Below are 14,575 nucleotides of genomic sequence, written 5' to 3'. Positions count from 1 at the left end.
GCCTCAATAAATTTAAACGCAGGTGTAATTGGTAGGTGTAATTGCGAGAAGGTGCGACAATTTTTAAACATAGGCGTCTAATGTTAAAAAATAAGGCACATGATCAGAAGGTTGAAGCCATCCCCTAGCTTCTGATAAGGAGCTGACCGATAACATCTTATCTTGTAAGTTACAACTAGTCCAAATATGATCTAGTCTACGTCCCCGGTTAGATTTTTGCCAGTCTATGTTTCTATAACTCCACCAAGTATAAAATTTTTGATCATACGGCACGAAATGACGGCTACTATCGATAAAACCTAGGGAAGATTGTAACTCCAACAAGGTTGAACGCTCTATATCTGTGTGGCTAACAACATTTCGCAATTGACGACTCGACCATACGTCATGCTCATATGGTGCGATATTTAAGTCTCCGGTTATGATCATCTTACTATTTTTACTACGATTATTAGTCAACCATTGTTGTACTAATTCTAAATATGCCAATTTATGTTTAAATTTCTCATTGATCTTTACATCAGCTATATCTCCACCAGCTGGTACATAAAAATTATGGATTTCTATACCCAGAACTTCAACTGCTACATGCCTTTTATCACTATTATATAATTCAAGAGAGAATCTATTAGTAATAGGAATTTTCGATAAAATTGCTACTCCATTATAAGATTTTTGCCCTGAATAATATATATGATTATAACCCATATCATTAATAGCTTGATGAGGAAATAACTCATTAACTGTTTTGGTCTCTTGGAGAGATATAATATCAGGCTGATGTTGATCAATTAGCTTCTTAAGCAAATCAAGTCGCAAACGTAGAGAGTTAATATTCCAAGTTACTATTTTCATTTATTAAATCTTTCCGATATTTCTATTACTAATCATTTCTGGATTGCTTCGTCGGCTTACGCCGCCTCGCAATGACGTTATCTGTCATTGCGAGACCACATAGTGGTCGTGGCAATCCATTTGGATTGCTTCAATGCTATTAAAGTAGCTTCTCGCAATAACGCCAAGCTATTTTCTATGTAACTTTTAAATACCATGCGTAAAATGAGTTACTAAATGCTTTAAAAGCCTAATCACCTTTGCCTCTGGGCTAAGATTTTTAGCTGCCCATTTCTTGATCCATGGTTCTATAAGCTGCCACATATTAATTTCTGGATCGAGCTGTTGTCCCACCCCTTCAACTACTACTATAGTTTTCTGTAATAATAGCAATTGTGGTTGCACCTCCATACCAAAATCTTCAGTAATTTTAAATAATTGGGCAAGTAACTTACCTATAGAAATATTTTTGACAGCATATCCTATAATCGGTTCGCTCACTGCTCTACAGGCTTGAGCAAAAAGATCAAGATCGGTATTTTTATCTATATAACCAACTCGAAGATGGACAAGTGCTACTAGCTTATAGTTTTTACTTAAAAAACCAAATAGGCTCTCAGCAATTGCCATTCTATCTTTATCAGGTAATCTACCCATAATACCAAAATCTAGTAACACTATGCTACCATCTGACCTAACTAGAATATTGCCAGGGTGCAAATCTGCATGAAAGAAACCATCCCTATATACTTGATTAAAAAACATTATAGCAAATTTTTGAGCTATTTTAGCTGGATTTAAGCCCTGTTCTATCAGCTTATCTCGAGCATAAATTGATGTTCCATCTACCCATTCTGTGGTTATTATATATTCATGCGTCAGTTGCCAATAAATTTTAGGAATATATATATCAACATCATTTTGGAAATTGTCAAACAATTCTGAGGCGGCAGCTGCCTCTAAACGTAGATCAAGCTCAAACTTCATAGTAGCATTAAATACATCCATTACTGCCACTAATCGTAATCTTTTTAATTTTGTCGATATTCTTGCTACTAGCCTAGCCAGAATATATAAAAGTTTAATATCCTTATTATATGTGTGATGAATTTCAGGGCGTAATATTTTTACCGCAACCAACTCACCTGATTTCAGCCTAGCTTTGTGTACTTGAGAAATCGAAGCCGCCGCAACTGGTATATCCTCAAAGGCGGAAAATAACTCATCGGCACTTTGTCCAAAAGACTCCTCAATAATCTGTCGTGCGATATCGCTACTAAAAGGTGGCAACTTATCTTGTAGAGATTGCAAATAATTGGTAATCTTAACTCCTATTAAATCTGGTCTGGTGGAAAGAGTTTGCCCAAATTTTATATAAACAGGTCCTAATTTTTTAAAACAATTAGTTAACCTCATACCAAAATCGTCTTTTGGTAGTTTAAATAAACCAATCGGATAAACTATTATGGTTATCATCCAACCAAGAATTCTTAACCTAGATGGTAATTTTATGGTACCTGGATAAGTCAGAATTTGCTGCTTGCTTACCACTCTTAATATATGCAAAAAATTCAATAATAAGCTAATCATTTATAACCACTATGAATAGCAGCGATTCCTAAGTGAAGATTCTTATAACTAACATCGCTAAATCCAGCATCCTTTAACATAATTGCAAAATTCTCCTGATCTGGGAATAAACTAATACTTTCTACTAAATATTGATAAGCTGCTTCGTTGTTTGCTACAATTTTACCAATCTTAGGAATAATATTAAACGAATAAAACTGGTATAATTGCTTCAGACCCTCATATTGCATTTTAGAGAATTCTAAACATAGAAACTTGCCCTTAGGCTTTAGTACGCGATAAGCTTCTTTTAGGGCATTGTCAATTTTTGACACATTTCTAATACCAAATGCTATAGTATAGCAATCGAAACTATTATCAGGAAAAGGTAATTTTTCCGCATCAGCTACGACATACTCTAATCCATGTAATATGTTACTATCAACAGCTTTATTACGAGCTATCGTCAGCATGTCTAAATTTATATCACACAAAGTGACTTGGGGCAATATATTTTGTTCCTTAGCTCGCTTTATTATCCTAAAAGCTATATCGCCGGTGCCACTTGCAATGTCCAATATATTTGATGTTAAATTAGGAATTTGCCTAACAAATTGATCTTTCCATAGACGATGTATCCCTAAACTCATTAAGTCATTCATTACATCATATTCATTAGAAACGCTAGAAAAAATATCTCTAACCATATCTCTTTTCTGCTCAAAGGACACTTTGGAAAAACCGAAATTTACTTGACTAGGGAAGTCGTTATTATTATCCATATATTTCTACGAGTTTATATTGCAAATAATTATACTCTTCTATTCTGAAGAATTATTTTAGTATATACTAATTATGATATGCACTAAGTATTTTATGAAAAATATTTCTCTGAGATGACTATTAGTGCTAAGTTGTTTATGTGGTATACATGGTATATAATAAATTAACAATAGTAGTAAAATGTAAAAATGCCAGAACTTCCTGAGGTTGAAACATTAAAACGCTGCCTAGAACAGCGAATACTAGGGGCTACCATAAATAAGCTTGATAAAAGACGGGATAATATACGCTATAGACTGAGCGATCATTTAGAATCAGATGTAAAATCAGCAAAAATTATCGCTCTAAAACGTCGAGCAAAATATTTGCTAATTGATCTAGATAATTATTATTCGATTATTGTCCATCTTGGTATGACGGGTAGACTAACACTACAACCTAGCGATTATCAGCTACAAAAGCATGATCATGTGATTTTTTCTTTGGGGACTTGTGAGAAATTAGTTTTTAACGATTCACGACGTTTCGGTATGATTTATACCGGGCAAACAAAGCTCCTTGAAGAAACATTTTTAGCGAATTTAGGCGTAGAACCTCTGTCAGAGGATATGTCTTATGAATATCTAAAAATAAAATTGCTGAATCGCTCTGTTCCGATAAAAAACTTGCTAATGGATAATCGGATTATTGTTGGTGTTGGTAATATATATGCCTCTGAGAGCCTTTTTATGGCTAAAATACATCCAGGCAGATTGGGTAGTAGTTTGTCAAACAATGAAATAAGTAATTTGTTGTTAGCCGTCAAACATGTCTTAACAAAAGCCATATCAGCAGGCGGAACTACTCTCAAGGATTTTGTTAGCGGCGATAGTAAACCTGGTTATTTCCAACAAGAATTACAGGTCTATGCACGAGAAAATCAAAACTGTTTGAACTGCCAGGGAATAATAAGGAAAATAAAGCAATCCGGTAGGGCTAGTTTCTATTGTGCTACTTGCCAAGAATAGACTTCTTGTAAAACTCTACTTCTGCTGGTAATTTGTGCGTCGATCCGGTACTCGAATCCTCACGTACATTAGAGTACGCTGCGGTTCTGCGTTCCGTGTCTCCTACAAATTCCTCAGCATAAGCGAGTTTTGCAAGAGGTCTAAAATAGGAAGTAAAAATTCTATCCTTGAAATATACTTAGTTACTAAGTATACTTAGTTGAATTCTGTAAAATAAAAAGAGAATGTTATGGCTAGAATAACGATTGAAGATTGTATTGGAAAAATTCATGATAGGTTTGAGCTGGTAGCTCTGTCGGCTCAAAGAGCAAATGATATAAATTCTGGTAGCAAAATGACCATTAGTAACGTTAAAGGTGATAAGGCAACTGTGCTGGCATTACGTGAAATAGCAGCTGGTCATGTAACAGTTTCTACCCTAAAAGCCCAATTGCTAAAACGCCTTCGAACAAAAAATAGAATCGATCCTATCGATGAAGAAAACACTGATTCTTCTCTTGATGAGGTTACAGAAGACTTTGATTATTTACCAAGTGGCTCAGATATCAGTGTTACTGAGGATTATTCTGATTTAGATGATCAAATGTTTGATGATAATATCAGTGATAACGAACAAAAATGATTATTGGCATTGGTACAGATATAGTACAAGTTCCAAGAATAGAGAGGATATTAAACCTATATGGTCAACGTTTTATAGACAGAATTCTTTCTAAAGAAGAAGTGCAAAAGCTAACCTCTCTAAGTAAAGACCGATATGGTTGTTTTTTGGCAAAAAGATTTGCTGCGAAAGAAGCAGTTAGTAAAGCCCTTGGTGTTGGAATTGGCAGAAATTTACGATTTAAAGACATCTCTGTATTAAATGATGATTTAGGAAAACCGTTTGTTTGGATTTGCCATCCTGAGAATCCAAACAAATTTGAACAGAATTTTGGACAAATTAAAATTCACTTATCTATTTCAGACGATTACCCAACTTCTGTAGCGTTTGCAGTCATTACCTCGTGAGCGTTCATGGAAAAAAGTTAAAGCACAAGGTCATTGCGAACGTACGTGAGCGTGGCAATCCTTTCTGAGTATTTTTGGATTCCCGCGTCGCTGTAAAGCGGTTCCTCGCTAATAGACGTCTTGCACTTTAAACTTTTTTCCATGAAGGTTCACAAATAAGTTGCCTTTTCCTCTAATATTGGTTAGGATTCAACGTCTTTGGGCTAGGTAGCAAAGTGGTAATGCCGTGGACTGCAAATCCTCAATGCGCCGGTTCGATTCCGGCCCTGGCCTCCACAAAAAATATACTAATATGATGGGGTTTATTGAGCAATTCCTAGAAATGATGATAGCTGAGCGTGGAGTAGCTAATAATTCCATAGTTAGTTATAAATGCGATCTATTAGATTTTCAGAAATTTTTATTGCAAAATAAATTATTAGAGCTAAATATTAAAGCTGAAAATATTAGAGATTGGGTCGAATATTTAGCAGAAAATGGCTTGCAAGCAAGATCAATTAACCGGAAGATATCAACTATAAAAAACTATTATGAATTTTTAATTAGCGAAAAACATACAAATTATAATCCTACTTTGATGGTAGATCTACCAAAATATCAAACTAAACTTCCTGCTACATTATCGATCGATCAAATCAAAACTTTACTTTTATATTGTAATCAAGATAAAAGCCCTGATTCCGTACGCCTAAAAGCAATGATTCATTTATTATATGCAAGTGGGTTACGTGTTTCTGAGCTTGTCAGTATTAGACTAACTGATATTTTAGTAAATCAAATATCCCAAAATATTAAAAGAATATTTTCTATAACCGGTAAGGGCAATAAAGAAAGAATGGTGATCATCAATGAACAGGCTGCCCTTAGTTTGCTAGATTATTTAACTATTCGCAGTAACTTTATCAGCAGAAAACATTTAAAAAGTCAAATTTACTTATTTTGTTCTTCTGCCGCTAGTGGTCATATGACTAGACAGAATTTTGCAATTCTTTTAAAACAAGCAGCTATTAAGGCTGGGTTAAATCCAGATAATATCTCCCCACACACTTTACGTCACAGTTTTGCTAGCCATTTGCTAGAAGGTGGTGCAGACCTTAGAGTAATCCAAGAACTACTTGGGCATGCTGATATTAGTACTACCCAAATATACACCCATATCCAAACAAAGCATCTAAAACTTGCCTTAGATCGTCATCCGCTTAAGTCAGCTATAATCAAACGCTGAGCGTTCACATTTATTCTCTTAATTTACCTTGGAATTTCTCGTAAGCAGTTGCAATAACTTCCTGGTTTAATAAATTTAAGTCTGCTTCATTTAACGTCCGATCATCTGCTTGAAATTGCACTTTAATTGCCACCGATTTTTTACCGGAAGGCAGTTTATCTCCTGAATAAACATCAAATAGATCAACTGATTTTATCAGTTTTTTATTAGAATTTTTGATATAAGCAATTATCTTGCCAACCGGTTGTTCTAGATCAACTACAAAAGCATAGTCTCTAAAGGTTGGTTGGAAGTCGGAAACAATAAACTCGTCCCTTTTAGCAAATTTTGCTTTAGCAAATGGTATATTGGCAATATTTATCTCAAAGGCAAATATTTGGCAGTCAATATCAAAATATTTTAATATAGAGGGATGAATTTGTCCAAAATATGCTATGACATTCTTACCAAGTTTTATAATGTTTGAGTTTGTCGGATGGTAATAAGGTAAATCAACAGGAGCAAATTGGCACTTATCAATAGGTAAACCTGTATAATTTAAAACATTTTCTAAGTCAGATTTAATGTCAAAAACATCTACGGGGCGGGCTGTAGAATGGCAATCTTTTTCGTTATATAGCCCACATCTTACCGCCGAAGCAAAAATCAATTCGCCATCGGATGCGCAAGAGTTAAAGATTGGCCCCAATTCCATCAAAGCAATATCTTTGATGGATCTTGTTAGATTCTTTTGCACTAATTTAAGTAATTTGGCAATGATGCTAGGTCGCATATAATTATTATCAACATTAATAGGATTTAGCAAAAATAGCTCCTCTTTCATTGGAGCAAATAATTTTGCTATTTCACTATCCATGAATGAGTTTGTTACTACCTCATCATACCCGCAACTGGCTAAAATTCTTTTAATATCAGAAACTCTTCGTTGTTCTTTAGGTACAATCCTTGCTAGTTGTATCTCTGGTAATTTAACCGGCTGTAACTTGTCATAACCGTAAATACGAACAATCTCTTCAACAATATCTTCTTTAATTGTGATGTCATGTCGCCAGGAGGGTATGGTAAGTTTGAGACTATCACCTATATCTACTACAATAAAACCAAGCTTCTTTAGAATATCACAAATCTCGGTTTTGCTTAGGTTTAGACCGGTTATTTTAGCTAGGCAATTGATAGGGAAGTCCAGGGATTTTTGCTCAAGGGTGAGTTCCCCATTATACACTATATCAGAAATTTCACCTCCACAAATAGCTAAAATCATTTTACTTGCAATATTTAAGGCTTTTAAGGTAAATTTTTGATCAATATTACGTTCAAAACGATAACGCGAATCAGTATCAATCTGCAGATGCCTACCAGTTTTAGTAATATATTTAGCAGAAAAACATGCCGCTTCTAGCAGAATATTTTGTGTTTCAAGCCCACAGCTACTACTATCTCCTCCTATAATACCAGCAAGAGCAAGTATTTGTCCATCATCTTGCACTACCAAATCTCCTGCATCTAAATCATATTCTTTGCCATTTAAAGCTGCAAATTTAGTTTTTTCTTTAAGAGTTGTAACTTGGATATTATCTGATAATTTACTTCTATCATAGGCATGCATTGGTTGCCCGAAGCTATATGATATGTAGTTAGTAACGTCCACTATAGCCGAAACTGGTTTTACGCCAATATTTTGCAATAATTGTTTTAACCAATCAGGGCTTAGCTTATTTTGTAAATTTCTTATTTCTCGAAATCCGAATAAAGGACACGCCTCTTTATTTTCTACTTGTAAACTCAAGCTAGATTTAAATTCTCCGGCAATTTCCGCTATCTCTAGTTCTTTAAGTGTACCAATACCACTAGCAGCAAGATCTCTAGCTATACCATAGACGCCAAGAGCATCGCCACGATTGGGGGTAACATTAATATCAAAGACAGGATCGTTATACCCATAATATTGTATAAGTGACTCGCCTATTTTAGCCTCTTGCGGTAGTTCTATGATACCTTCTGAATTAGTACCAAGTAATAATTCCTCTTCCGAACATAGCATACCACAACTTTTTTCTCCACGAATTACCGATTCTTTAATTTTAAATTTACCATTTGGAATTTCACAACCAATTTTTGCCAATACTACTTTAATATTCTCCCTAGCATTACTTGCTCCGCAAACTATCTGTAAAATTCCTTCATTAGTTTGGACTTGACATATCTTAAGTTTATCCGCCGAAGGATGGGGTTTAGTAGCTAGTATGTGAGCTACTTCAAAATCTTTTAGCTCCGCCCTTCTATCTACGATTTCTTCTACTTCTAGACCGAGCATAGTCAAGCGTTCAGCAATATCTGTAACAGAAACATCTGTATCTAAGAATTTTTTTAACCATGATAGAGTAAATTTCATCTTGTTAACCCCCCAGCTAGAGTTGGTATATCAAAAGCAGAGAAATTATAGTGTTTCAACCATCTTATATCTCCTTCAAAAAATTGCCTAAGATCTTTGATCCCGTATTTTAACATAGCAAAACGTTCAACACCTAGCCCAAAAGCAAACCCTTGATAATGATCACTATCTACATTAACATTTTTCAGAACGTTTGGATGAACCATACCGCAACCAAGTACCTCAAGCCATTTATTGCTATCGGGCATCTTAATATCCACTTCGGCAGATGGTTCAGTAAATGGGAAGAAACTTGGTCTAAAACGTATTTCAATATTTGTTTGTTCAAAAAAGTCTTTGATAAATTCCGTGATAAGGTATTTTAAATGCCCCATATTAATATTTTCATCGAGTACTAGACCGTCAATCTGATGGAACATTGGTGTATGCGTCATATCGGAATCTGATCTATAAGTTCTACCAGGAGCAATAAACCTAAAAGGCGGTTTATCATTTTGCATGGTTCTAATTTGTATTGTTGAAGTGTGAGTACGTAGTAACAGAGGATCGGCTCCTTCTTTTGCTTTTAGGTAAAAAGTGTCATGCATCTGCCTGGCAGGGTGGTCTTCATAAAAATTGAGGGCAGTGAAATTATACCAGTCATTTTCGATATTTGGACCATCCTTAATGGTTAGCCCAAATTTTGCAAATACTTGAATTAATTCTTCGGTAGCTTGGGTAATTGGGTGAATACTCCCCTTCTTGTGCTGTCTAGCTGGAATGGTTAAATCTGTCTTTTCTTCAGCAAATTGCTTATTTAATTCAAATTCTTCCAAAATAGTTTGTTTTGCTTGTAGCAAATTACTAATCTGCTCTTTAAGCCGATTAACTATCTCACCTAACTTTTTGCGATCATTTGGTTCAAGATCGCCCAGTTTTTTCATTTCTTGAGTGAGTAAACTTTTTTTGCCAAGAAACTCTACCCTAATTTGTTGTAACCCTGATAAAGTTTGAGTTGCCTCGATACTGCTTTGAGCAGATTCTAATATTTGGTTTAGATTATCCATAATTAAGTTAATTTAAGTAATAATATCAAGTAAATTAAAGGAGATTAGACTAAGTTTCATCAGATGTCTAGATTAAATAAATTATTATTGTTGTTTCGGATTGCTAACCCGACTAACATTAAGCAAAATTCATAGATGTCTATTAGTGAGGAGATACTTTAGTAGCGACGAAGCAATTGTAAGTTAAAAGTATGGTATATAGATATTGAAGCTAATGTAAATAGTGGTTTATATTGACTTTAAGGGGTATTAAGCAATAGCCATAATAATGAATATTGTTGTGTGGGTGTGAGCGACCGTGTAGCAATTAGTTTTAATACCGAACGGTTCCTGGTACTCTAGCCCAAATCCCCGAGACGTTTAAATAGTTAATGGGGATGCTTTTGCACGTCCGCTTACAATCGTAAACATTAAATATCTCGAGGTATGTATGCTATTATATAATAATTTTATCGGTATTGATATAGGAAAATTCAATTTTGTTGTTGCAATTCATGGTATAAAAGAAAATCGGAGGCTTGCTGTCCGATATGAAAAAGATGATCTTTCTTTCCTCTCTTTTATCGCTCTTGCTGCTATTAAATTATACCTTTGTTAACAGTGTCTAGATCATCCTATAAACTGTATATTATCTGCCATTTCATTCTCTTCTAATGGTCTTTTTCTTCTCTTATTTTTTCTTTATTTTCTAATGCAAATTAGTATAAGGTTTTAGATTTTAATTTATTTTTAATTTTTTTTAGCTTTTGGACAGGCAGAAAAGTTACTCAATAACTTTATTCAATTGTCATCGTACAAATTATAACAAAGATTTTCAATTGCCTGCTCATAAGCAACGAGTTCTGCTATAGTCCAATTAAATTGCCTAAAAATATTATATGCGTTATTGATCTCAGTATTAATAGCAGTTGTATTAATCTTCTGTTTAGAAAGTAACTTTCTTAGCTTTACTTCCTGCTTTTTTTTATATTTATCATGGTTTGCTGTGCCAGATTCTGCGATATTATGCATCCTCCTGCTCCGTATTTGTATTTCTATATTACGTTCATAGATACCAACTACAACTATGACGTGTAAGGAACGGTATCCATTATCCTTAGGATTAGCAATATAGTTTTTAGACTTCTTGATATTAATAGAGTAGAGACTGTAAATAATAGCCAATACTTTATAACAGTCTTCTTTTTTATCAACTATAACTCTAAAAGCAATTAGATCAGTTAATTCTTTCAAAGTGATAGTTTTTCTTAATATCTTCTTTAAAACAGAACAAGGATCTTTTAACCTATAATGTATTTCAGCTGCTATATCATTTTTGTCCAATTTACTACTAATAGAACTTATAATATTACGTAAATCGTTAGTATTTGTATCTTGCATAATTAATATCTACTATAGTTGCAGTGAGCCTGTTTAAAATATTTTCTATTTTACAAATAATTTAAATTATAGTTTAACTTCCTAGGAGGCTGTCTAAAATAACTAAAGTAATTCTAGCCTGGAAGATATTTATTAAAACCTTAAAAATTTAATTAATTAAAAAATATTAAGTATTATACATTATTTCAATTATTAAAAAGCATTAAGTATTATACGTAAGTAAAAAATACATAGACATAATTCAGAGAATTAAGCAGACTATATCTTATATTTTAAATACAATCCTCAAGAGTATGAATAGTAGTTTAAATAATATATATTATGGAAAATAAAGAAAACTTGTGTCCACAAGAGATTTGTAAAAAATATTTGTTAACAATTAACAATATTAGATTTACATCAAGAGAAATAGATGTAATAGCATGCATTATGCATGGGAAAAACACAAAAGGAATAGCTAATTTTCTATCAAATGAGGATAAACAGCTTGAAATTAGAACTATTGAAAGTCATATTTCTAATATCAAACGAAAAATATCAACAAATGCCCGAGAGGGGATTATAAACTTTATAGAAAAATCTGATAAATACAAACTAATACAGAGTTATTATTTCAGTTTATTAATTCAACAAAAATTCAGAAAAGTCTTGAAGGAAATATTAATATTAACAAAATCTGATAACATATCATTTTTTATTGTTTTGCAAGACATAAAAAATAATGGTTCAGGAAACAATGATTTAAACTTGTTGATCAATAAGATACGTAGTGATTTACAACTTATAGGAATAGCCGTTTTTGTAGAACTGCTAGAATACCTTAAGAATACGCCTATAGTTTTAGGCAAGCACAAGCACAGAGGCAAAAAGCAATTAAGGCAATGTACCATCTATGTTTTAGCGGTAAATGAAGATAATATAGATAAACAACAGGAAGGTGATAGTTCTATTATTATGTCTAATGATCAGGATATCTCTAAAGTATTTTTCCTTACACCGCAAGAAGAACAATATATAAAATTTTTACCTAAACAAGCTAACTTTGAATATATTGACATATCCCCATCCAAGCAATATTATTTTATTTTCTTAGAAATTATCGCAAGAATTTTTTCTAATGTGAATGTAGACAACACTATTCTTAAGTTTAGTGAAAGATATAATAATATTATATCAAATAATTCCGATTCAGTTTCTCCTCAATCTCATTTAACAGATAAAAATATTCAAGGTAAGGCTAAGAATATTTACCTACCAATAATTGGTGTATTGGTTTTGATTATTTGTAGTATTTATCTTTTAATATTTAGCCCAACTATTGAAAAAACAGTTAAGAATCAAGAATCAGAAGTGCAATGGTCTAAACTACAATATCCAATAATATTTCCTAAAAATCTAACTAGCTGGAATATACCTAGACAAGATCATGTTTTTATTGGTAGAGAAAAACTATTGAGGGATTTGTATAATAAATTACATTACAATCATACATCTGATGTAACAAGTAATTTAGCAATTACTGCATGTGCTGGACTTGGCGGAATAGGCAAAACACAATTAGCCTTGCAATATATGAATCATACAAAACATCCTTATACACTTAAAGTTTGGTTTCTTGCAGAAAATATTGATCATTTATATAATAAATATGTTGAATTTGCTAAGTTATTAGGACACGCAGAAGTCATCTATACAAGAGAAAGCATTATCGCTTATGTTAAACAATGGCTAGCTAAAAATCCAGGGTGGCTTTTAGTTTATGACAACGTAAACAATTATCGTGAAATCGAACCATTTTTACCAGAATCTGGCGGATATGTGATTTTAACAACTCGTCAGCGTTATTGGCCAACAAAGTTTTCAGTGTTGCCTATTGATATCATGACAGAAGAGGAGGCTATCAAAACAATAAAGACCTTAATACAGCGAAATATAGCAGAAGAACAAAATACTATAAAAGAATTAGTTGGAGTTTTAGGATATTTACCCTTAGCACTGGTGCAAGCTGGTGCTTACATTAAACAAAAACATATCACTATTCCAGAATATTTGGATCTTTATAAAAAGTATGAAACAGAATTATTATCGGACAACACTTTTTTAGATGAAACAAATACCTATAATTACCCAGTAGCAATAACCTGGAATATTAGTTTAGAGGCAATTGTTAGAGATACTAAAATTAATAATAGACCACCTATAGCTATTGAGCTTTTAACAGTATGTGCTTACCTAGCACCAAATAAAATCTCTCGTAAACTATTACTCAAATGGTTACAAACAGCTTATCCTCATTTACCATCTCCACAATTAACGTTAAACAAACATATTGCTCTATTGTGGCAATATTCAATGATCAATTATGATGACAATGATAATATCGCTATTCATCGCCTAGTACAGGCAGTATTACGTCATCAACTTAGTCAATCGTTAGACAGTAAGGATAATATTTGTTCTACCTTAAATTTAAGATGGTTTGAGTCATTATTGCGGTTTTTTATAGATAATGAGCATGAGTTTAAGCTAACTAATTCTTTTCAACAACTTCTTGAAACTAGTCGGCAATTTAAAACTAAATTTAAGAATAAATATAATGAAGATCTTGCGGCAATGGACTTGATGATTTCTTCGGTCTATTTTCACCAAGAAAAATATGAAAATTTTCTAAAGATAGTTGATAAGGTTAATAAATATTTGCAGAAAACTGAAGGCTTAGAAATATTAAAATGTAAAATTCTATATGTATATTCGGCATATTTTTGTAAAATTGGTAATTATCAAAAGGCAGAACAAAAAATAAATACAGCAATTAAAAGATATAATAATATAAAAGTAGGTAAATCAATAAAGAATAATGATGTGAGAGGTTTAAAGGCGAAATTATTTTACCATAAAGCTAATCTTGTCTTAGCCAAAAATAAAAAAGCAAATAAAATTGATAGAAATAAACTAGAAATAGAAACGTCTATTAAATCAATTCAAGAAGCAATAGCTCTATTTAAGGAAGTTCATAACACTAGAGACTTTTTACAATCAATAGAATTATATGGAAAACTCCTTATTTTGACCAATCAAGTTGATAAAGCAATAGTAGAGTTTAATAAGCATAATGATTTAATTGAGAAAACGGCTGATAATCTAATAAAAATGTTTTTTTATATAACTTATTCAGATGCTTATTTTAGCAAGGGAGATTTCAACAAAGCTTTAGAATATTGCGATAAAGCTAAACAACAAGCAGAGAAATTACATCTTAAGAGTGAGATAAACAATATTAACAGTAAAGAAAAAACTATTAAGAGCTTATTGCAATAAAATTGAATATTTT

12 protein-coding genes and 1 tRNA gene are annotated in these 14,575 nt (G+C 32.7%); 7 read left to right on the top strand and 6 right to left on the bottom strand.

Annotation, left to right across the window (positions count from 1 at the left end; all coding sequences use genetic code 11):
• Window positions 1-63: 63 nt before the first annotated feature.
• The 3 genes from xth to ubiE form a co-directional block, all read right to left on the bottom strand.
• Entirely contained in the window at window positions 64-855 is a 792-nt protein-coding gene (xth, locus tag ACFELY_RS02490; RefSeq protein WP_341750883.1) for an exodeoxyribonuclease III, read from the bottom strand.
• A 186-nt stretch (window positions 856-1,041) separates the two neighbouring features.
• On the bottom strand, window positions 1,042-2,424 hold the full coding sequence (gene ubiB, locus ACFELY_RS02485; protein ID WP_375333541.1) for a 2-polyprenylphenol 6-hydroxylase: 1,383 nt from the start codon (window positions 2,422-2,424) through the stop codon (window positions 1,042-1,044).
• Window positions 2,421-3,185: a bifunctional demethylmenaquinone methyltransferase/2-methoxy-6-polyprenyl-1,4-benzoquinol methylase UbiE gene (ubiE, locus tag ACFELY_RS02480; RefSeq protein ID WP_375333540.1), complete on the bottom strand. Its 765-nt coding sequence runs from the start codon at window positions 3,183-3,185 to the stop codon at window positions 2,421-2,423. The genes ubiB and ubiE overlap by 4 nt, the downstream gene beginning before the upstream one ends.
• Window positions 3,186-3,374: 189 nt before the next feature.
• On the opposite strand from ubiE, the gene mutM reads away from it, so the two are divergent.
• The 5 genes from mutM to ACFELY_RS02450 all read left to right on the top strand — a co-directional run bounded on the left by mutM (window position 3,375) and on the right by ACFELY_RS02450 (window position 6,426).
• Window positions 3,375-4,193: a bifunctional DNA-formamidopyrimidine glycosylase/DNA-(apurinic or apyrimidinic site) lyase gene (mutM, locus tag ACFELY_RS02475; protein ID WP_375333539.1), complete on the top strand. Its 819-nt coding sequence runs from the start codon at window positions 3,375-3,377 to the stop codon at window positions 4,191-4,193.
• Between the two features lie 229 nt (window positions 4,194-4,422).
• Window positions 4,423-4,815, top strand: coding sequence for a DNA-directed RNA polymerase subunit omega (rpoZ, locus tag ACFELY_RS02465; protein WP_341759663.1), 393 nt, complete (start codon window positions 4,423-4,425; stop codon window positions 4,813-4,815).
• Entirely contained in the window at window positions 4,812-5,201 is a 390-nt protein-coding gene (gene acpS, locus ACFELY_RS02460) for a holo-ACP synthase (RefSeq protein WP_341759664.1), read from the top strand. Before rpoZ ends, acpS begins: the two co-directional genes overlap by 4 nt.
• Before the next feature lie 201 nt (window positions 5,202-5,402).
• Window positions 5,403-5,477 (top strand) — tRNA-Cys (locus ACFELY_RS02455).
• A 19-nt stretch (window positions 5,478-5,496) separates the two neighbouring features.
• A complete protein-coding gene (locus ACFELY_RS02450) occupies window positions 5,497-6,426 on the top strand; it encodes a site-specific tyrosine recombinase XerD (protein ID WP_341759665.1) in 930 nt (309 codons plus the stop codon).
• 10 nt (window positions 6,427-6,436) lie between these two features.
• Here ACFELY_RS02450 and pheT read toward each other — a convergent pair whose 3' ends face one another.
• Both pheT and pheS read right to left on the bottom strand, forming a co-directional pair.
• Window positions 6,437-8,818: a phenylalanine--tRNA ligase subunit beta gene (gene pheT, locus ACFELY_RS02445; protein WP_375333538.1), complete on the bottom strand. Its 2,382-nt coding sequence runs from the start codon at window positions 8,816-8,818 to the stop codon at window positions 6,437-6,439.
• Entirely contained in the window at window positions 8,815-9,864 is a 1,050-nt protein-coding gene (gene pheS / locus ACFELY_RS02440) for a phenylalanine--tRNA ligase subunit alpha (RefSeq protein WP_375333537.1), read from the bottom strand. The genes pheT and pheS overlap by 4 nt, the downstream gene beginning before the upstream one ends.
• 430 nt (window positions 9,865-10,294) lie before the next feature.
• Between pheS and ACFELY_RS02435 the strand changes: the two genes are divergently transcribed.
• Window positions 10,295-10,462: a hypothetical protein gene (locus ACFELY_RS02435; protein WP_341759667.1), complete on the top strand. Its 168-nt coding sequence runs from the start codon at window positions 10,295-10,297 to the stop codon at window positions 10,460-10,462.
• 182 nt (window positions 10,463-10,644) lie between these two features.
• Here ACFELY_RS02435 and ACFELY_RS02430 read toward each other — a convergent pair whose 3' ends face one another.
• Window positions 10,645-11,244, bottom strand: a complete 600-nt coding sequence (locus ACFELY_RS02430; protein WP_375333536.1) for a bifunctional (p)ppGpp synthetase/guanosine-3',5'-bis(diphosphate) 3'-pyrophosphohydrolase — start codon at window positions 11,242-11,244, stop codon at window positions 10,645-10,647.
• 321 nt (window positions 11,245-11,565) lie between these two features.
• Between ACFELY_RS02430 and ACFELY_RS02425 the strand changes: the two genes are divergently transcribed.
• Window positions 11,566-14,562: an NB-ARC domain-containing protein gene (locus ACFELY_RS02425; protein ID WP_375333535.1), complete on the top strand. Its 2,997-nt coding sequence runs from the start codon at window positions 11,566-11,568 to the stop codon at window positions 14,560-14,562.
• The last annotated feature ends 13 nt before the right edge of the window (window positions 14,563-14,575 follow it).

The organism is Candidatus Tisiphia endosymbiont of Xenochironomus xenolabis, assembly GCF_964264705.1.
Lineage (GTDB): Bacteria > Pseudomonadota > Alphaproteobacteria > Rickettsiales > Rickettsiaceae > Tisiphia.
The sequence above is the reverse complement of the archived record's forward strand: the minus strand, read 5'-3'. Positions and strand labels throughout refer to the sequence as shown.